Here is a 16,642-nt window from a genome sequence, read left to right on the forward strand (position 1 = left end):
TTCATTCTTCGACGGAGGTCAGGGGGGCGGACTCGCGCGGGCGCACGTGGTCGGCATCGAAATGACAGGAGAACACCGATCCTTTGCCGACCTCGCTTTCGATCTCCAGCCGCGCATGGTGCAGGCCGAGGATGTGCTTGACGATGGAAAGGCCGAGGCCGGTGCCGCCGCTCTCGCGCGAGCGGCTGCTGGAAACGCGGTAGAAGCGCTCGGTCAGCCGCGGCAGGTGGGTTGCCGGGATGCCATAGCCGGTATCGCGCACGGCCAGCACCGCGCCGTCGCCTTCGCGACGGAACTCGACGGTGATGCGGCCGTCGGCCGGCGTGTAGCGCACTGCATTGGTGACCAGATTGGAGAAGGCGCTGTGCAGCTCCTTGGTCGAGCCCTGCAGGTCGACGCCGGCAAGGTCCTCGATGCTGATCTGGTGGCGACCCTGGCTGTGGGCCTCGGCTTCGCGACGCAGCGTGGCCAGCATCGGCTGCATGGCCACGACTTCCTCTTCGGTGTGCTCCTGCGACTCCAGCCGCGACAGGGTCAGCAGGTCTTCCACCAGCTGGGCCATGCGCTGGCTCTGCTTGCGCATCTCTTCAAGCATCGGGCCGGTGCCGGGGAAATCCTCCGGATCCATCATGTCCAGGTAGCCGTGCACCACGGTGAGAGGGGTGCGCAGCTCATGTGAAACATTGGCGACGAAATCGCGGCGGACCTGCTCCAGGCGCAGCAGCTTGCTGACATCACGGGCGATTAGCAGCCAGTAGTCCGACGAATACGGAATCAGGCGGAGGTTCAGGCGGATCGCTGGATCGACCGGCGAGGGCACGTCCAGGATCGGCTCGGCGTTGCGACCACCGGCCAGCCAGTGGGCCAGCGGCATCGGCTGCAACCGCTCGACAAGGGCCTCGCCCAGGTCGCCCGGGTGGTGCAGGCCAAGCAGGGCCGTGGCCGCTTCGTTGAACCACTGCACGCGCTGGCTGTTGCGGTCGAGCACCACCACTGCGTCGGGCAGCGCGGCGGCCGCGGCGCGGTAGCTGCGCAGCATGTCCAGCAGGCGCCGCTTGCGCACGCGCATTTCGACCTGGTTGCGGTACAGCAGGCGATCCAGTTCATTCCACACACCCGTGCCTTCGGCGGTATCCCAGCGCTGGCGCGCGGTCAGCCGGCGCAGCACGCTGCGCAAGCGCCAGTAATGCCAGGCCAGCGTCGCCAGCGCGCCCAGTGCGACGCACAACCACAGATGGCCCGTGAACCATCCCACCAGTCCGGCGAACAGCAGTACCGCGGCGACGGTAGCCAGCGTCTTCAACCAGGCAGAGCGGATGTGGCGGGGCATTGCGGTCTCGTCGATGAGGTGCGGTGGTTCACTGGAATGAACCAAGGGTTATAGCAGAGTTGCCGGCATCGGCACCCGTGGGTGCGCGATGCCGGCACGACGGGACTCAGGTGGCGGTCGAGAAGCGGTAACCCGCGCCGCGCACGGTCTGCACCATGTTCTCGGCATTGAACGGTTCCAGCGTCTTGCGCAGGCGGCGGATGTGCACGTCGATGGTGCGCTCCTCCACGTACACGCTGCCGCCCCACACGTGGTCGAGCAGCTGGGCGCGGGTGTACACGCGCTCGGGGTGGGTCATGAAAAAGTGCAGCAGGCGGTACTCGGTCGGGCCGATCGGCACCGGCTGTTCGTTGGCGAACACGCGATGCGCGGCACCGTCGATGCGGATCGGACCGACCGCCACGCTGCCGTCCTCGTCGTCTTCGCGGGCGCGGCGCATGACCGCACGGATGCGGGCCAGCAGCTCCCGGGCCGAGAACGGCTTGACCACGTAATCGTCGACGCCGGCTTCCAGGCCGCCGACACGGTCGTTCTCCTCGCCACGCGCGGTCAGCATGATGATGGGCACCTCGCGGGTCAGCGTCTCCTTGCGCCAGCGGCGCGCCAGGTCCAGGCCGCTGGTGCCGGGCAGCATCCAGTCCAGCAGGATCAGATCGGGAACACGGTCGGCGATCGCGGTCTGGGCTTCGCGGGCATCACCGGCGTGGACCGGCTCGTAGTCACCCTTGCGCAGGGCGAAGGCGACCATTTCGCGGATCGCGGGCTCGTCATCGACGATCAGGATACGTTTCTGCACGAGGGCACCGTAGGGCTCGGTTACTGGACGGGTGCCAGTAGACTACGGTTTGATGACATGTTTGTGACCATCGGGCCGGAACCGCTCCCGATTGCCACGGACCGGTCATGCAGCGCTCAGCGGCGGTCCAGATCGGGGTCCTGCACGCCCTGCCGGCGCAGCTCCAGCACGGTCGGGGTGATCGATTCGATGCGCGCGTCGACCCGGGCCCGTCCTACGTAGTCCAGTGCAGGATTGCGCTTGAGCGCCTGCAGCTGCATCAGCGCCTGCTCCGGCCGGCCGCTGAGGAAGGCCGCCTCGGCGTAGGCCTCGCTGGCACGGACGCTGTCCCCGGCCAGCTCGCTGGCACGGGCGTAGCGCTGCTGGAACACCGGATCGTTACCACTTTGCGACAGCAGCGGCCGCAGCATGGCCTGCGCGCGCTGCCCCGCCTCGCGGTTGCCCTGTTCGTTGAGGATCTCGGCGTAGGTCAGCGCGACGGGCCGGCTGTTGGGATGCTCGCGCAGCAGCTGCTCGAAACGGGCATTGGCCTGCGTGGCCTGGCCCGAGCGCGATTCGGCCTCGGCCAGGGCCAGGGCTACCCACAGGCTGTCCGGATGGGCCTGCAGCAGGCCGTTCAGGGTCTGCCGCGCCTCGCCGGCACCGCTGCGTCCCCCCCGCATGACCGCCAGGGCCTGGCCGTAGCGCTGGGCATCGTTCAATCCACTCTTCTGGCGTTTGCCCAGGTCGGCGTACTCGCGCTCCACCTCGCCGGTGGAGTCGGCACTGAGCACCCGCAACCGTTCACGTGCCCAGTCGAAGTCGCCGCTGGGGCCCCGGCTGAGCTGGCCAACCGGCACCCGCAGCACACTGCTTGGCAGCAGCGGGTTGCTGCCGCGCAGCAGTGGTTCGGACAGGGTCGGGTCGGCCGGGTCCACCCGTTCCCTGCGCTCGCCGCTGGGCGTGGTGGTGGTCAGCAGCACCGTGTCCTTCTTCATCTGCTCGGCGCGGGCCTTCGCTTCGCTGATGCGCGTGATGTTGACCGGGTGCGTGCGCAGGAACTCCGGCACGCTGTAGCCGCCCTCGTTGCCGCGCATGGCCGTCGACATCCGCTCGAAGAAGCCGGCCATCGCGTCCACGTCGTAACCGCTGCGTGACAGGGTGCGTATGCCCAGCCGATCGGCTTCCGATTCGTTGGAGCGGGTGTAGTTGATCTGCCGCTGCTGCATCAGGCCCATGCCCGAGCTGATCGCGGCCATGGTCGCATTGCCTGAAGAGGTGCTGTTGCTGGCCTGTGCCGCCACCACCGCCGCCAGCATGCCCAGCAGGATCGGGATCTGGTCGCGCTGGGCGCGCTCGACCCCGCGCAGCACGTGCTGCTGGGTGACGTGGGCGATTTCGTGTGACAGCACCGCAGCAACCTCGTCTTCGCGTTCGGCCGTCAGCACCAGCCCGGCGTTGACCCCGATGTAGCCGCCCAGGGTCGCGAAGGCGTTGATCTGGCGGTCCTTCATCACGAAGAAGGTGTAGGGCTGGCGCGGCTGGTCGCTGTTGGACCCCAGGCGGGTGCCCATGGTCTGCAGCCAGTCATTGACCAGCGGATCGTCCAGCAGGTAGCCATAGTTGCGCAGCTCGCGCAGCATCATCGCGCCGTACTCGGCCTGGCGGGCCGGGGTCAGCAGCTCGCCGGCCGAGGAGCCGATGTCGGGCAGCTTCTCCTGGGCCTGGGCCAGCGGCATGGCCAGGGCGAAGGTGACGGCGGTCGAAAGCAGCAGGGCTCGCAAGCGGAAGGTCCTCGGGCGGGGCGCGCCAAGCGTGGCAGGGCAGGGGGCAACCATTCGTTAATCCACAGTGTTGCGGTGGTAGCGTGGAAATTCCAGCGCACCGGTACCATATGTAGACCGTCGATCCATCGTGGAGTTTCCCGTGACAGCCCAGACCGCCGGCGGTGCCCCCGCCATCACCATCTATTCCACTGCCGTCTGCCCTTACTGCGTGGCCGCCAAGAACTTCCTCAAGAGCAAGGGCCAGCAGTGGACCGAGGTCCGCATCGACCTGGACCCGGCCGAACGCGAGAAGATGATGGCGCTGACCCGCCGCACCAGCGTGCCGCAGATCTTCGTCGGCGACGTCCATGTCGGTGGCTATGACGACATGATGGCGCTGCACCGTGAAGGCAAGCTTGAGCCGCTGCTGGCCGGGCAGGGTCAGGCATGAGCGCGGCCGACGACGGCAGCAAGGACCGCATCGCCGAGTTCACCGCGTTCCGCAAGCGCATGAACGAGCGCATCCTGGGCGAGCCGAACCAGGTGGTGCGCCGGTTCTTCGCGCTGGATACGCAGACCTACCAGGCCGGCGCGCTTGATGTGAAGACCAAGGAGCTGCTGGGGCTGGTGGCCTCGATGGTGCTGCGCTGCGACGACTGCATCAGCTACCACGTGGCCCAGTGCAAGGAGGCCGGGGTGACCCGCGAGGAGTTCTTCGAGACCTTCTCGGTCGGCCTGGTGGTCGGCGGCTCGATCGTGATCCCGCACCTGCGCCGCGCGGTCGATTTCCTCGACCAGCTCGAAGGCGGTGCCGCCGCCCCGGAAGCCCACGAGCACTGAGGGTAGCGCCGGGCCATGCCCGGCGCTACCGGAATACGCGGGCAATTCTGCCTGAGCCGGGGACTGGGACCATGGTCTATTTGGGACCTCGGCCCCGGCTCAGGCATAATTGCCGGTGAAACTTCCTTTGCGCCGGCGTTTCCGGGCACGTCCGGACGGCGTTTTTTCCCCCTGTTCGGAACATCGATCAATGACGCAGAAAATTACGGTCATCCGCGGCGACGGCATCGGCCCGGAGATCATGGACGCCACCCTGTACGTGCTCGACCAGCTCAATGCCGGCCTGGAGTATGAAGAGGCCGACGCCGGCCTGGCGGCGCTGGAGAAGCACGGCGACCTGATGCCGGCGGTCACCCTGGACTCGATCGCGCGCAACAAGGTTGCCCTGAAGAGCCCGCTGACCACGCCGGTCGGCGGTGGCTTCACCTCGATCAATGTCAGCCTGCGCCGCCATTTCGACCTGTACGCCAACGTGCGTCCGGCCCACACCTTCCCGAACACCAAGTCGCGTTTCGACAACGTTGACCTGATCACCGTGCGTGAGAACACCGAAGGCGCCTACCTGGCCGAAGGCCAGGAAGTGTCGGCCGACGGCGAGACTGCCTTCTCCGGCACCCGCATCACCCGCAAGGGCTCGGAGCGCATCGTGCGCTACGCCTTCGAGCTGGCCCGCAGCGTCGGCCGCAAGAAGGTCACCGCCGTGCACAAGGCCAACATCATCAAGTCGACCTCGGGCCTGTTCCTGAACGTCGCCCGTGAAGTGGCCGCGCAGTATCCGGACATCGAGTTCCAGGAAATGATCGTCGACAACACCTGCATGCAGCTGGTGATGCGCCCGGAACAGTTCGATGTGATCGTCACCACCAACCTGTTCGGCGACATCATTTCCGATCTCTGCGCCGGCCTGGTCGGCGGCCTGGGCCTGGCCCCGGGTGCCAACATCGGCAAGGACGCGGCGATCTTCGAAGCCGTGCACGGCACCGCGCCGGACATCGCGGGCCAGGGCAAGGCCAATCCCTGCGCGCTGCTGCTGGCGGCGGCACAGATGCTGGATCACATCGGCCAGCCGCAGAATGCCGAGCGCCTGCGCAAGGCCATCGTGGCGACCATGGAAGCCAAGGACTCGCTGACCGGCGACCTGGGCGGCACCGGCACCACCATGAGCTTCGCCAAGGCCATCGCCACGCGCCTGTAAGCGGTGGCGGGACCTTGCCTGGATTTCCAGCGGGGCGCCTTCGGGCGCCCCGTTGCGTTTGGGTGCCTGCGCATGCTCTGCGCAGCTCATGTGGTGTGGCGGCACCGAAAGTGCGCGCGCTGGTCGGGTACCTTGCCACGCACTACGCTGCCCAGGCCGGCGTGGCAGCGTAGCCACGGGGTCGCAGCGAGGTGATGATGGATTCGGTGTATCTGCTGGTCGCGCTTGGAGCGATCGTGGCGGGATTCGTGCAGGGACTGTCCGGCTTTGCGTTCGGAATGGTCGCCATGTCGTTCTGGGCGTGGGGGCTGGAGCCGCGCCTGGCGGCTACGCTGTCGGTATTTGGCGCGCTGGTGGGTCAGCTGGTGGCGGTGTTCACCGTGCGGCGCGGATTCAATCTGCGTCTGCTGCTGCCCTTCGTCTTCGGTGGCCTGGCGGGCATTCCGCTGGGCGTGATGGTATTGCCGCAGCTGGACATGGACTGGTTCAAGGCCCTGCTGGGAGGCTTCCTGGCACTGTGGTGCCCGGTGATGCTGATGGCCCGTTCGCTGCCGCCGATCACCACGGGCGGGCGCATCGGCGACACCGTGGCGGGCATGGCCGGTGGCGTGCTCAGCGGCATCGGCGGCTTCGCAGGTCCCGTGCCCACGTTGTGGAGCACGCTGCGTGGTTTCGGCAAGGAGGAGCAGCGCGCGGTCATCCAGAACTTCAACCTGGCGATGCTGTCGGTCACCATGGCCACCTACGTCGGCAGTGGCCTGGTCACCCGGCAGATGCTGCCGTACTTCGCTGTCGTCGCCCCGGCCATGCTGGTTCCGGCGCTGCTGGGGGCCCGGGTCTACATCGGCATCAGCGAGGCGCGGTTCCGCCAGATCGTATTGAGCCTGCTGACGCTGTCGGGCATCGCGCTGCTCGCCTCGTCGCTGCCGGCCCTGTTTGCGCGCCCGGTTGCCGGCTGAGATTCAGGCCGGCCGGAACATGCGGAAACGCTGCTCGGCACTGACGCGGAAATAGTCGGCCGGTCCACCGCCGCGCAGGATCGGGCCGGCGGCTGCAGTGTCGTAGATGCCATCGACCAGCAGTCGTGCCTCGATATGGACGGCGACCACCTCGCCGAGCACCAGCCAGCCGTTGGTGTCCTGTCCGGCGGCATCGCGCAGGCGGACGATCTGGGTGCAGCGGCATTCCATGCTGACCGGGCTTTCTGCAACACGCGGCGGCTTGACCTGCCCGGAAGCCAACGGCGTCAAGCCGGCCAGCGTGAACTCGTCGACGTCCGGCGCGACCGCCCGGCAGCTCTCGTTCATGGCTTCGGCCAGGTCGAAAGTGGCCAGGTTCCAGACGAACTCGCCCGTCGCTTCGATGTTGTGCAGCGAGTCCTTGCGGCCCTGGCTGGAGAAACCAATGATCGGCGGCGTGTAGTTGAAGGCGTTGAATAAGCTGTAGGGCGCCAGGTTCAACGCGCCGTCGGCAGCGCAGCTGGAAATCCAGCCGATCGGGCGGGGTCCGATGATGGCGTTGAACGGGTCATGCGGTAGGCGATGGCCATCAGCGGGGCGATAGCTGTGGAAGAGGGCAGGCATGGCGGGGTCGAAAGGGGGAGGGGAACAGAAAGGGCGCCACGGAGGCGCCCTTTGTCGTTTTCAGCTTGACCGGAATCAGCGCTGCTGGATCTTTGACAGCAGGCGGAGGAACTCGACGTACAGCCAGACCAGGGTCACCATCAGGCCGAATGCGCCATACCACTCCATGTACTTGGGCGCGCGCTGGGCCACACCGCTCTCAATGAAATCGAAATCCAGCACCAGGTTCAGCGCGGCGACCACGACCACGAACAGGCTGAAGGCGATGCCCCAGCCGCTGGAGGAGTGGATCAGCGGGACTTCGATGTTGAAGAACGACAGCACGAACGACGCCAGGTAGAGCAGGGCGATGCCGCCGGTGGCGGCGACCACGCCGAGCTTGAAATTCTCGGTGGCCTTGATGACGCCGGTGCGGTAGGCCACCAGCAGGGCAGCCAGCGTGCCGAAGGTCAGCAGTACTGCCTGGAACACGATGCCCGGGAACCGCAGCTCGAACACGGCGGAAATGGCGCCGAGGAACAGGCCCTCCACCAGCGCGTACAGGGGGGCGGTGACCGGCGACCATTGCTTCTTGAACACGGTGACCAGCGCCAGCACCAGGCCGCCGATCGCGCCGCCCATGGCATACAGCTTGGCGGCCGGCAGCACCTGGCCGAAGGCCACGGTCTGGTTCCAGGCGAAGGCTGCGGTCAGCACGGTCAGCAGCAACAGGATGCCGGTCTTGTTGACGGTGCCGTTGAGGGTCATCGCCTGGTCGGGGCGGGTCACCACCGAGCCGTTGGCGAGGTCGAGGAAAGTCGACTCGGAAAGAGCCGGGTTGCCGCTGCGCATGCGCGTTCTCCGTGCGAATGAGGGATCAGGAAGGCCATCCGGCCGACGATGTCGAGCATAGCCGATGGCCACTGCCACTGCCGTGACCGCGCGCCCGGGACAGATCGCTGCGTTGACAGTTCGCCGCGTGCTTGGCGACAATGACCAACTCCCCGGGCCTGGCTCGAGGGGATTGCAAGACCGGGGTATAGCGCAGTCTGGTAGCGCGCCTGCTTTGGGAGCAGGATGTCGGGGGTTCGAATCCCTCTACCCCGACCAATCCCACGCCACGTCGGATTGGACGCCGTTCCGGTTCGGGCGCCCGTAGCTCAACTGGATAGAGCACCGGCCTTCTAAGCCGGCGGTTACAGGTTCGATTCCTGTCGGGCGCGCCATTGGAATCAATGGTTTACGCATTTGTCGCGGGGTCAGCAGTCCTCACTCCTGAAATCCCTCCTGAAATGGACCGGCTCGATGCGGACCGATCGGGCCAGTCGCTGATAGGTGTTCATTCAGGATTCTGTAATGTCGCAGGATGTGCGACCATGCTTGGTGATCGTGGCCGACCCGCAAATGGAAGTAGGGGGCACGTATGCTGATGAATTCAAATAGCCATAGTCCAAACGACATCCCTTCAGCAGATTGGTTGCTGTCGCGGGCTCCAATCGATCCTCGCGCCGAAATGGCAGCGTACGAATCGCTGTGGATGGGGCCAAATGCTTGGTTCGCGTCGATCGCGAATCTCTTCCGGGATCATCCGGGAATGCTGCCATCGGAGTTGGTACCGGCGCTGGAGCGGGACCGTGTCCTGCAGCAGCTCCGGGATCTTCTCGGCGACCGAATGGACGAAGTTGGGGTAAGAGTCCACGGTAGCGCGGATTATCCTGACCGCCTAAGAGAGGCGGATCATCCGCTCGAGGTTTTCTACTACCAGGGTGACTGGTCGTTGGCCTCCTCGCCAGGGGTGGCCATTGTGGGTACGCGCAATCCGACCGACGAAGGAGCGGCCAACGCTGCCAAGATTTCCCGCGCGATGGTGAGAGAGGGCTTTACGGTCGTCTCAGGGTTGGCGAAAGGCATCGACCGTGCGGCGCACATGGCAGCGATTGAGGCCAGGGGTCACACTATCGCAGTGATCGGTACGCCGCTGTTTGATTCGTATCCTAAGGAAAATGCCCCTCTGCAGAGAGCAATCGCTGAAGGGCACCTATTGATATCGCAGGTCCCTTTTCTGCGATACAAGAATCAGCACTACAAGACAAACCGACTCTTCTTCCCGGCCAGAAACGTCACGATGTCGGCCTTGACGCGCGCCACCATTATTGTTGAGGCGGGTGAAACTTCTGGGACGCTGGTCCAGGCCCGAGCTGCGCTTAATCAAGGGCGCCAGCTTTTCATTCTCGAGTCGTGTTTCCGTCGAACCGACTTGACGTGGCCGGCGAAGTACGAAAAGCAGGGCGCTATTCGCGTTAAGTCAGTCACGGATATTCTGTCGAAGCTAGGGAAGGCGAGCGATGCAAACCCGGATGAATCGGATCAGTGATGGCACTCGTCTAGACGAAGGCGATATCTGCTACTTCTTCGGTGAGTACATTTCAGGTGGCAAGTGGGATGCTAGCCCCACCAATCAGCTGATCTTCAACCTCAAGGCAGACTTGGTGCAGCAGCCGCAAAGACGCGTGCATAAGAAGGCTGCAATTGAGGAAGCTATTGAACAGCTGGTTACCGCAGTATCTGCTGGGTCCCTCGAAAAGGTAACTGTTGTGCCGATGCCTGGTTCAAAGCCAGTTGGGCATGAAGGCTATGACGACCGCATGCTGCAGATCATGAGCGGTTGGAGGGCGAGAATCGGACCCACTTTTGACGGTCGCCCGGTTCTCGTCACTGCGCAAGAGCGAGCGCCGCAGCACTTGGCGGCCGCCAAGGGGCTGGCACGGGCGACTGTTGACGAACTCGCTGCGACTCTTGCGCTGGACCCTCAGTACCTGACAACGCCTCTGCGCGAGACAGTGGTGCTGCTCGATGATGTGTTCACGGCTGGAACTTCCTTCAAGGCCGCGCAGCGCGTTCTTTTGCAGCGCCCCGAAGTCAAGAAAGTTTGCGGCCTTTTCTTGGCGCGAACAGTTTGGCCGCCACAAGCTAAGGTGGATGTAAGTGGCCTGCTCGCGACATTGAGGGCGAAACTCGGAAAGTAGCCGTTCAGTTGCTGTCGCCGGCTTCGCTGACAATGGGCAGTGAGTGGTCATAGACGTGTAACATTGCGTCGGTGACGTGGCCGCTTGCTTCCTTCTTGTTGCCCTTGGTGTCGGTAACACCCCGATGCTTGAGTCCGTGCATCGCGAAGCGCTCGTCCTCTGAGATGACTCCGTCCCTGACCGCGTTGCGCATGAGGCGCCCCCAGGCGGTGTGCCAGCCGTGGGCTGTAAGCATTTCTCCGTCCTCGCTGACGAACAGAGGTCGCATCTTGGGCGACAGCGGCGCGTTTAGCTGAGTGATGCCGCGTTTGGCCCAGATGGCAGCTCGGCGATCTTGCAGGACCCTAATCGCGACTTCGGTCTGCTCGCCCTTGCGCACCAGATTGTCGCGGCTGCCTTTTCGGCGGTTGGTCTGCAGGACCTCGCCCTCCACATGGTGATCGGTGAGCGTGCGCACTTCGATGCCGCGCAGACGTGCCTGGTAGGCGAGTTCCATGGCCGCCCATAGGTAGACCGGCAGCGCTCCTTTCTCGCGTGCGCCACGCTCGCTGCAACTGCGTGCGTAGTCCTGGACCCGACGGAAGACATTGCGCTCAGGCATGCGATGGTCGCGCTTCTCCCTGACCTTCTTGATGCCGGCGGCGGGGTTGGTCGTCACGTGGTCGTGCTCACGCGCCCAGCCAAAGACTCGACGCAGGTAAGCAAGCCAGTGGTTCGCCTTGGTCGGGTACCCGGGAATGGCGGCGTCCCCGGGCTTCGTTCCGGGCCTGCCCTGGGCGATGATGTCGATCAGCCGGCGGATGAAGCCTGGCGACAGGCGGTCCACCACGGCATCTCCCAGCTTGCCCCCATTCTTCAGTGGGAACACCTTGATCGCCTTCGCGTAGTCGCGATAGTGCTGCTGCGTGGTTCCGCCGAGCTGGGAGAACGCAAGGCTCTTCGCGTGCTGATCGATGACATAGGCGATGGTGCCCCTCTGCGCTTCGCCCCTCCGAGCTTCCGCGATCGCGTGCAGGTCTGATAGCCGCGCGGCCGGACCGGCCACGGTTTTGCACTTCGTTCCGTGTCCCTCCGGGTGTGGATCGCGCACATACCATCGTCCACGGCCGGTTCCGTCCCAGTAGACACCATGGGGAACCTTGTCATAGTCGATGTGTTTGGGGAGGTTCGATGGAACCTTGCGAGGCCGTGCCATCTTTCGTAGCTGTTTCCGTCAGAGCAGATCGGTTGAGTAGGTGTCGCCATTGCTGGCGGGCGCTGTCAGGCCGAGCGCCTCGTTCAGCGCCGTCGTTGTTGTCCAGATTCCGCCTGAGGCGTCGTATTGAAAGCGAATGTGGCGATCGCGCGCCCAGCGCTCGACCGTTGCCAGTCGCGGTCGCTTTCCAGGCTGGCAGAGCTCCTGCAGGTCACGGAACTGGAGGACTTCTCCGATCATGCGAATAGGTCCAGTTGGGCCGGCAGCGCCGGCGGCGGGGGTGGGGCAGCGACGGCCAAGGGCGTGGGCCTGATGCGGATCAGGCACTCTCCCTCGCCACGCATCTGCCACGGTCTGCCGGCGATGGGCACAAGGTCGTGGTAGCCACCACCACCGCCTACGCGGTCCTTGACCTTCACCTGGTAGTAGTCGCGACCACCGAACTGCGTGTGGTGCCCGGCGCGTGGCCTCACCGAAACGACAGTGAAAATCGGGACCAAACGATGCCACGCGCTGGCCCGCACTTCATCTTCGTAGTGCCACGAGCCATCCAGATCGCGGTCCATCGAGATAACCTGGTCGCCCACGTTGAAAGGCTCCAGGCTCTCGACGTCGCCGTGCGCAGACTTGTGGATCGGAGGGAAGAGGTCGCGGATGGCGAAGAACAGCCCGCGGCCGTTCGCGTCGGTGAACTCGGCAATCGGGAAGTAGGCAACGGCGATGCCGCCTTCCCGCAGCAGGTAGAAGGCGGAGCCGCACGGGGTCTGCCCGGACGCCTCGTGCTTCCGCAGCGACTGGCGCGACCAGCCGCTTTCCAGCAGGTCGAGGACGACACGCTCTGCGAGATCCATTCCGATCTCCAAGTGCATCACCCGTTCGCGCTGTGTGTCAGCCATGAGCGCACCTCCGCCAGCACCAGCGCAGCCCTGCGCGCGCGGCGCGGCAGCCCTGCAGCGCGATCCAGAGGGTGCCCAGCACCAGCAGGAACCCGACCAGGTCGAGCAGGTGGGCCGTTGCAGCGGTGAGCAGCTGGTCAGCCATGGGCGCGGTCATGCAGCGCTCCTTTCGCAAAGGCCGAGGTCAGAGGTACAGCCGCCGCCGGCCTGTGCCTGAAAGAACAGGTCGAACTGCCGGCCGCCTCGGCTGGTGCGGCTCCATTCGACCAATGTGTCGATCCTTGAGTAGGTCCCAGGGCGCTCCACGTCGGTGGGGTCGGTGACAGCCGGAAAGAACGTGGCGCTGCGGCGCTTGTTGGCCGAGGCGACGATCTCTTCCCACTGTCGGATGCGCTCGATGTGGTTGGGGAACAGGTCCGCGATGTTCCGCAGCTCGCCCTTGCGGCAGTTGATGCAGGGCATGCAGCCGACGCGGCCCATGCCGAGCGCATAGAGCGGGTTCGGCTCAAGGCCGTGGCGGCGGTGCTGATCCCATACCTGCTGAACTGTCCAATCGAAGATCGGCCGCCAGACCATCGATCCCGATTCGTGCCGATTGAACCTTGGCTGCTTGGCACGGTTGGCGGATTCCTCCGCTCGGATGCCCAGCCATTGCAGCACCGGCCCGGCCTTCAGCATTGGCCCGACCACTTGGGTGGTGATCGGGATCGTCTTCAGTTCCTCAGTGCAGAACTGCGCCATCCGCGAAGGGAATCGCCCCTTGCTGATACAGAGATCTAGGAATGGGTTGCCGGTTGGCTCATGCAGCGCTGCGGCCTGGCGCACGATGTCATCAGGAATGCCCTGATCCGGCCAATTCTGCAGGATGTACTCGCGGTGCTGGGCGAGCTGGCGGGTGAAGTCCGCACGCACTGTTTCGACCGCGGGGCCGCCCGTCTTGCGCGCCAGCTCGGCCACGTAGTCGTAGACGCGCTGATCCTCGTTGCCCGTATCAGCGAACACAGCCCGGAATGGCCGGCCCAGCTCGATTGCTCGCAGATAGACCGCGGTGCTGTCCTTGCCGCCGGACACATTCACGAGGTGCTGGATGCGATCAGCCATTGCCCACCGCCTTGCCGTCGATCAGAAGCCGCTTCACGTAGTCGCTGATTGCTTTGCGCTTCTTCTGGCTCAGGGATCCAGCGTGGGCGCTGAGTGCGGTGTGGATCGCCTGTTCAAGATCCTCAGCATGTCCCTGGGACCAGCGACCTTGGTCCAGGGCCTGCGCGGGCGGGGCGGCGTAGACCTCGCCCGATCCGTCTTCATCGGTGATTGCCCGGTCGGAGACGATCAGAACGTCGCCCACTTCTAGGTCGGCAATCCCGCCCTCCGTCAGCCAGTCGACGTAGCGGTCGCCTTCGCCGTCGCGCCGAACGGTGGCCACAGCCTCAACGGTTACCGGCTCCTGCCCCCCCGGCTGGCTTGCCGCCATGCGATAGACGGCCCGGTCCCAAGCAACGCCCGACATGCCGCCGTTGTGCTGGCCGCTGTCCACCATCTCGCGGTAGAGGGCATTGAGCCGCGCGTCGATTTCGGTGTCGGTGATCTGCCCCACCGGCTGGCGGGCGGCGAGGGCGGCTTTCAGCGCGCCATAGGTCGCTTCCGAAATCTCGCCGTGGTAATCGCCGCTATCAATGTCGCGGATTACGCGGCGCGCGGCTTCGGCCAGCGCATCCTGACCACCCGGGGAGGGCTGGGCGGCGAGGGTTTCGCGCAACACCGTCATCGCCTCGGTGACCATGATTCCCGGGCGTCGGTCAGGGCAGCTGTCAAGGTCATCGAGCGCCGTTGTCAGGTAGCCAATGGCGGTGTCGATCCTTGCCAGTACATTCCATCCGTCTTTGGACGGCGCGGCCTGATCCCCCAGCCTCACCCTCCCACCGGGCTGCACGTCCGCCAGCAGCGCCGGCCCGTCCCCACGCAGCTCGCGCACGCGGTTGGCTACGTCCATCTTGCTCATGCCCGGCTGGCCGAAGAGCGCTTCGGCGATCTGTGCGTCGAGGCGCTCGTTGGCGCCGTCTGTCATCGCGGTGTTCGCGGTCATTGGCGGGCGTGATCGAATAGGGTGAAGGTGTTCACGAAAGCGCCAGCAAGCGGCGCTTCGCATGCGGTACATGCGTCCGCTGCAGGGCGATCGGGAAACGGCGGCATGCGGCGGTAGCGACAGTTGGGGTCTGCGGTGTACTTGCCGTCTCGGAGGCGCACCGCCTGGTACTGAGGGAAAGCCTCATCGGGCAATGCCTGGCGCGCCTCCCGGATTAGCGCGACAAATCGCGCTTGCCAATCGATTGGCATGGACTGCAAGGTGCGTCGCGGCAACACCAGGTAGGCGGCGCGACTGATGCCGAATGCATGCCACACCGGACCATCGGAGTAGGTACTGCCGGGTCTTCCGGGCTCGGCGGCTGCCGCTGCGTGCAAGTGGCTGCTCATGGGACGCCTCAGTCCATCTCGCGGGCCGCCATGCGATCCGCATGACTCCCTTGGTTGGCCGCGCGGCGGCTCATCAGTGGGCGAAGGGGCGTGTTGCCAAGGACTTCGATGACGCCGCCCGCAGCCTCGAAGGCGGCGATTTCGTCGGCTAGCTGCAGCCGCTCGATCTCCTTCTGATCGGGGCTGACAACGGCGCCGCTCGAGCGATGTGGGATGGGGCTCAGCTGACGCCGGGGAGGCGCCGGGGCCTGCGGTGGCTGGCTGTACTGCCGTTGCATTTCCGGAGTCAACTTCCAGATGCCTCGCACGCCGTTCATTTCCACGGTGACCTGTTTGGTGCGGCGCATGCCGACCAAGGTGCAGCTGATGACCTTGTGACTGGCCTCCAGGTTGCCCGCAATCTTCAGCTCGGCTGCGGTAGCTCCGTCGGGCATCAGCGCAAGGATCTGGCGAAGGGCGGCGGCGCGGCCGCTGCTGAGGCGCTTGCCGCTCATGCCCGGCCACTCGCCGCGAGTTCGCGCATGGCGGCGCCAAAGCGCATCACGCGAGAGGCGCTGTTGGCGACTGCGTCGGGGTTGCTGGTGAGCACCAACGTGTTTTCCGGCGGATACCGGGTGTGTCCGTCCCAGTCGTCCAGGACGTCCTGGAGCTGAAAGTGGTCGCGCAGCTTCTGCGCGTTCCTGGTCTTGCCGCAGCGATGCGGCCCGTAGATGACGATGGATCGGTTCATGCAGGGATTCCTGGATTGCGGCGCATTGCGCGTTGGGGAGATGCGACCGAGCGCACAGTCACGCCCTGGCGGTCCAGCCAGCGGTGCGCGGCCTGTGCAGCCAGCCGGTTGAGGTCGAACTTGGTCCCGCCAATGGAGAGGCAGCCGGTGGAGGTGCGAACAGACCTGGTGGCGCTGGCAGCAACCCGGAGCAGGGACTCGCGCGGCGCGGCGCTGTAGAGGCCGGCCCACAGCCATCCCTGACAGACCATCAGCACGAGGGTTTCGCCGTGCTGGCCGGTCGCAAACTGCTGCTCGACTGGGAGTGTGGCTTGAGCAGTCACGCGGTCAGTGCCTGAGTGCGTGCGACTTCGATCAGTGCCTCGACCTGGGCGATGCCCAGCCGGGTGAGCGTCGCGATGCGAGGCAGCTGCGGATCATCGAAACTCAGCAGCGCACGCTCATCGAGCCAGTTCACGGTCCTGCGGGTGAACACCTTCTCCGGTTGGTTTGCGGGTGCAAAACCACTCCGGTTGCGACGCAACGCGCGATCCGGTGCGCTGTATGCAGCCAGCAGCGCGGCGCGTTCCTTCGGCTTGAGGGGAGCAGCCATTGGGTTCTCCTATTTAGGCGGCAATGCCGTGAGAGCGGCAGGCGGACGCGATCTCGGCAAGCACTTCGCCGCGGTGGCGTGCCAGGTGGGAAATTGGGATGCGCATGTGGCCCAGGCTCGGATCGGTCCATCGGAGCTCAGCCAAAGCGGCCCTTTCCTGCGGCACCGGTCGCGTGGCTACCCCGCAGCGGTGACATTCGATGTGCACCAGTGGCGGGCACGGTGTGCCCAGGCGGTGGCCGGTCGGCGCGCCTTCGGTCGTC

Annotated in this window: 22 protein-coding genes and 2 tRNA genes; 8 read left to right on the forward strand and 16 right to left on the reverse strand. The window is 65.4% G+C overall.

Annotated elements, in window-relative coordinates:
* Window position 1: 1 nt before the first annotated feature.
* From phoR to ACZLIF_RS04115, 3 genes are all read right to left on the reverse strand, one after another.
* Complete coding sequence (phoR, locus tag ACZLIF_RS04105) at window positions 2–1,330, reverse strand: phosphate regulon sensor histidine kinase PhoR (RefSeq protein ID WP_053519437.1); 1,329 nt, start codon at window positions 1,328–1,330, stop codon at window positions 2–4.
* 106 nt (window positions 1,331–1,436) lie between these two features.
* Window positions 1,437–2,126, reverse strand: coding sequence for a phosphate regulon transcriptional regulator PhoB (phoB, locus tag ACZLIF_RS04110; protein ID WP_053519436.1), 690 nt, complete (start codon window positions 2,124–2,126; stop codon window positions 1,437–1,439).
* 116 nt (window positions 2,127–2,242) lie between these two features.
* Complete coding sequence (locus tag ACZLIF_RS04115; protein ID WP_053519435.1) at window positions 2,243–3,889, reverse strand: M48 family metalloprotease; 1,647 nt, start codon at window positions 3,887–3,889, stop codon at window positions 2,243–2,245.
* A 142-nt stretch (window positions 3,890–4,031) separates the two neighbouring features.
* Between ACZLIF_RS04115 and grxC the strand changes: the two genes are divergently transcribed.
* The 4 genes from grxC to ACZLIF_RS04135 all read left to right on the forward strand — a co-directional run bounded on the left by grxC (window position 4,032) and on the right by ACZLIF_RS04135 (window position 6,865).
* Window positions 4,032–4,322 carry a glutaredoxin 3 gene (gene grxC / locus ACZLIF_RS04120; RefSeq protein ID WP_004154541.1) on the forward strand — a complete coding sequence of 97 codons (291 nt, stop codon included), beginning with the start codon at window positions 4,032–4,034 and terminating at the stop codon, window positions 4,320–4,322.
* The gene (locus ACZLIF_RS04125; protein ID WP_053519434.1) at window positions 4,319–4,711 is read left to right on the forward strand and encodes a carboxymuconolactone decarboxylase family protein; all 393 of its coding nucleotides are present in this window, start codon (window positions 4,319–4,321) and stop codon (window positions 4,709–4,711) included. Before grxC ends, ACZLIF_RS04125 begins: the two co-directional genes overlap by 4 nt.
* A gap of 190 nt (window positions 4,712–4,901) precedes the next feature.
* Complete coding sequence (locus tag ACZLIF_RS04130) at window positions 4,902–5,906, forward strand: isocitrate dehydrogenase (protein ID WP_053520418.1); 1,005 nt, start codon at window positions 4,902–4,904, stop codon at window positions 5,904–5,906.
* A 197-nt stretch (window positions 5,907–6,103) separates the two neighbouring features.
* Entirely contained in the window at window positions 6,104–6,865 is a 762-nt protein-coding gene (locus tag ACZLIF_RS04135; protein WP_128988142.1) for a sulfite exporter TauE/SafE family protein, read from the forward strand.
* Between the two features lie 3 nt (window positions 6,866–6,868).
* Here ACZLIF_RS04135 and ACZLIF_RS04140 read toward each other — a convergent pair whose 3' ends face one another.
* Window positions 6,869–7,489, reverse strand: coding sequence for a flavin reductase family protein (locus tag ACZLIF_RS04140; protein ID WP_128988141.1), 621 nt, complete (start codon window positions 7,487–7,489; stop codon window positions 6,869–6,871).
* Window positions 7,490–7,564: 75 nt separating this feature from the next.
* Entirely contained in the window at window positions 7,565–8,320 is a 756-nt protein-coding gene (locus tag ACZLIF_RS04145; RefSeq protein WP_053520416.1) for a Bax inhibitor-1/YccA family protein, read from the reverse strand.
* Between the two features lie 181 nt (window positions 8,321–8,501).
* Between ACZLIF_RS04145 and ACZLIF_RS04150 the strand changes: the two genes are divergently transcribed.
* The 4 genes from ACZLIF_RS04150 (at window position 8,502) to ACZLIF_RS04165 (ending at window position 10,494) form a co-directional block, all read left to right on the forward strand.
* Window positions 8,502–8,578: transfer RNA gene (locus tag ACZLIF_RS04150), tRNA-Pro, on the forward strand.
* A gap of 39 nt (window positions 8,579–8,617) precedes the next feature.
* Window positions 8,618–8,694 (forward strand) — tRNA-Arg (locus ACZLIF_RS04155).
* A gap of 197 nt (window positions 8,695–8,891) precedes the next feature.
* Entirely contained in the window at window positions 8,892–9,842 is a 951-nt protein-coding gene (locus tag ACZLIF_RS04160) for a DNA-processing protein DprA (RefSeq protein WP_206733963.1), read from the forward strand.
* Window positions 9,826–10,494: a hypothetical protein gene (locus ACZLIF_RS04165; RefSeq protein ID WP_128988140.1), complete on the forward strand. Its 669-nt coding sequence runs from the start codon at window positions 9,826–9,828 to the stop codon at window positions 10,492–10,494. The genes ACZLIF_RS04160 and ACZLIF_RS04165 overlap by 17 nt, the downstream gene beginning before the upstream one ends.
* 4 nt (window positions 10,495–10,498) lie before the next feature.
* Here ACZLIF_RS04165 and ACZLIF_RS04170 read toward each other — a convergent pair whose 3' ends face one another.
* The 11 genes from ACZLIF_RS04170 to ACZLIF_RS04220 are packed head-to-tail and all read right to left on the reverse strand — an operon-like array spanning window position 10,499 to window position 16,379.
* Complete coding sequence (locus ACZLIF_RS04170) at window positions 10,499–11,689, reverse strand: site-specific integrase (RefSeq protein WP_241685937.1); 1,191 nt, start codon at window positions 11,687–11,689, stop codon at window positions 10,499–10,501.
* A gap of 18 nt (window positions 11,690–11,707) precedes the next feature.
* Window positions 11,708–11,929 carry a hypothetical protein gene (locus tag ACZLIF_RS04175; RefSeq protein WP_128988139.1) on the reverse strand — a complete coding sequence of 74 codons (222 nt, stop codon included), beginning with the start codon at window positions 11,927–11,929 and terminating at the stop codon, window positions 11,708–11,710.
* The gene (locus ACZLIF_RS04180) at window positions 11,926–12,585 is read right to left on the reverse strand and encodes a hypothetical protein (RefSeq protein ID WP_128988138.1); all 660 of its coding nucleotides are present in this window, start codon (window positions 12,583–12,585) and stop codon (window positions 11,926–11,928) included. Before ACZLIF_RS04180 ends, ACZLIF_RS04175 begins: the two co-directional genes overlap by 4 nt.
* A complete protein-coding gene (locus ACZLIF_RS04185; protein WP_164972346.1) occupies window positions 12,578–12,742 on the reverse strand; it encodes a hypothetical protein in 165 nt (54 codons plus the stop codon). Before ACZLIF_RS04185 ends, ACZLIF_RS04180 begins: the two co-directional genes overlap by 8 nt.
* Complete coding sequence (locus ACZLIF_RS04190; protein ID WP_128988137.1) at window positions 12,739–13,686, reverse strand: phosphoadenosine phosphosulfate reductase domain-containing protein; 948 nt, start codon at window positions 13,684–13,686, stop codon at window positions 12,739–12,741. Before ACZLIF_RS04190 ends, ACZLIF_RS04185 begins: the two co-directional genes overlap by 4 nt.
* A complete protein-coding gene (locus ACZLIF_RS04195) occupies window positions 13,679–14,668 on the reverse strand; it encodes a hypothetical protein (protein ID WP_128988136.1) in 990 nt (329 codons plus the stop codon). The genes ACZLIF_RS04190 and ACZLIF_RS04195 overlap by 8 nt, the downstream gene beginning before the upstream one ends.
* The gene (locus ACZLIF_RS04200) at window positions 14,665–15,057 is read right to left on the reverse strand and encodes a hypothetical protein (RefSeq protein ID WP_128988135.1); all 393 of its coding nucleotides are present in this window, start codon (window positions 15,055–15,057) and stop codon (window positions 14,665–14,667) included. Before ACZLIF_RS04200 ends, ACZLIF_RS04195 begins: the two co-directional genes overlap by 4 nt.
* A gap of 8 nt (window positions 15,058–15,065) precedes the next feature.
* Window positions 15,066–15,551 carry a hypothetical protein gene (locus ACZLIF_RS04205; RefSeq protein WP_128988134.1) on the reverse strand — a complete coding sequence of 162 codons (486 nt, stop codon included), beginning with the start codon at window positions 15,549–15,551 and terminating at the stop codon, window positions 15,066–15,068.
* On the reverse strand, window positions 15,548–15,787 hold the full coding sequence (locus ACZLIF_RS04210; protein ID WP_128988133.1) for a hypothetical protein: 240 nt from the start codon (window positions 15,785–15,787) through the stop codon (window positions 15,548–15,550). The genes ACZLIF_RS04205 and ACZLIF_RS04210 overlap by 4 nt, the downstream gene beginning before the upstream one ends.
* Window positions 15,784–16,110: a hypothetical protein gene (locus ACZLIF_RS04215; protein WP_128988132.1), complete on the reverse strand. Its 327-nt coding sequence runs from the start codon at window positions 16,108–16,110 to the stop codon at window positions 15,784–15,786. Before ACZLIF_RS04215 ends, ACZLIF_RS04210 begins: the two co-directional genes overlap by 4 nt.
* Window positions 16,107–16,379 (reverse strand): hypothetical protein, encoded by a 273-nt coding sequence (locus ACZLIF_RS04220; RefSeq protein ID WP_128988131.1) that lies wholly within the window; start codon window positions 16,377–16,379, stop codon window positions 16,107–16,109. Before ACZLIF_RS04220 ends, ACZLIF_RS04215 begins: the two co-directional genes overlap by 4 nt.
* Window positions 16,380–16,642 lie beyond the last annotated feature (263 nt).

It is taken from the genome of Stenotrophomonas sp. 2201_Sma, from assembly GCF_056486685.1.

Excerpts from the sequence above, each read along its gene's own strand:
- ACZLIF_RS04170 (WP_241685937.1), bottom strand. The coding sequence starts at position 11,689 with ATGGCACGGCCTCGCAAGGTTCCATCGAACCTCCCCAAACACATCGAC.
- ACZLIF_RS04125 (WP_053519434.1), top strand. The coding sequence starts at position 4,319 with ATGAGCGCGGCCGACGACGGCAGCAAGGACCGCATCGCCGAGTTCACC.
- ACZLIF_RS04160 (WP_206733963.1), top strand. The coding sequence starts at position 8,892 with ATGCTGATGAATTCAAATAGCCATAGTCCAAACGACATCCCTTCAGCA.
- ACZLIF_RS04195 (WP_128988136.1), bottom strand. The coding sequence starts at position 14,668 with ATGACCGCGAACACCGCGATGACAGACGGCGCCAACGAGCGCCTCGAC.
- ACZLIF_RS04185 (WP_164972346.1), bottom strand. The coding sequence starts at position 12,742 with ATGACCGCGCCCATGGCTGACCAGCTGCTCACCGCTGCAACGGCCCAC.
- ACZLIF_RS04130 (WP_053520418.1), top strand. The coding sequence starts at position 4,902 with ATGACGCAGAAAATTACGGTCATCCGCGGCGACGGCATCGGCCCGGAG.
- ACZLIF_RS04140 (WP_128988141.1), bottom strand. The coding sequence starts at position 7,489 with ATGCCTGCCCTCTTCCACAGCTATCGCCCCGCTGATGGCCATCGCCTA.
- ACZLIF_RS04180 (WP_128988138.1), bottom strand. The coding sequence starts at position 12,585 with ATGGCTGACACACAGCGCGAACGGGTGATGCACTTGGAGATCGGAATG.
- ACZLIF_RS04205 (WP_128988134.1), bottom strand. The coding sequence starts at position 15,551 with ATGAGCGGCAAGCGCCTCAGCAGCGGCCGCGCCGCCGCCCTTCGCCAG.
- ACZLIF_RS04165 (WP_128988140.1), top strand. The coding sequence starts at position 9,826 with ATGAATCGGATCAGTGATGGCACTCGTCTAGACGAAGGCGATATCTGC.
- ACZLIF_RS04175 (WP_128988139.1), bottom strand. The coding sequence starts at position 11,929 with ATGATCGGAGAAGTCCTCCAGTTCCGTGACCTGCAGGAGCTCTGCCAG.
- ACZLIF_RS04135 (WP_128988142.1), top strand. The coding sequence starts at position 6,104 with ATGGATTCGGTGTATCTGCTGGTCGCGCTTGGAGCGATCGTGGCGGGA.
- ACZLIF_RS04145 (WP_053520416.1), bottom strand. The coding sequence starts at position 8,320 with ATGCGCAGCGGCAACCCGGCTCTTTCCGAGTCGACTTTCCTCGACCTC.
- ACZLIF_RS04200 (WP_128988135.1), bottom strand. The coding sequence starts at position 15,057 with ATGAGCAGCCACTTGCACGCAGCGGCAGCCGCCGAGCCCGGAAGACCC.
- ACZLIF_RS04220 (WP_128988131.1), bottom strand. The coding sequence starts at position 16,379 with ATGGCTGCTCCCCTCAAGCCGAAGGAACGCGCCGCGCTGCTGGCTGCA.
- ACZLIF_RS04190 (WP_128988137.1), bottom strand. The coding sequence starts at position 13,686 with ATGGCTGATCGCATCCAGCACCTCGTGAATGTGTCCGGCGGCAAGGAC.
- ACZLIF_RS04210 (WP_128988133.1), bottom strand. The coding sequence starts at position 15,787 with ATGAACCGATCCATCGTCATCTACGGGCCGCATCGCTGCGGCAAGACC.
- phoR (WP_053519437.1), bottom strand. The coding sequence starts at position 1,330 with ATGCCCCGCCACATCCGCTCTGCCTGGTTGAAGACGCTGGCTACCGTC.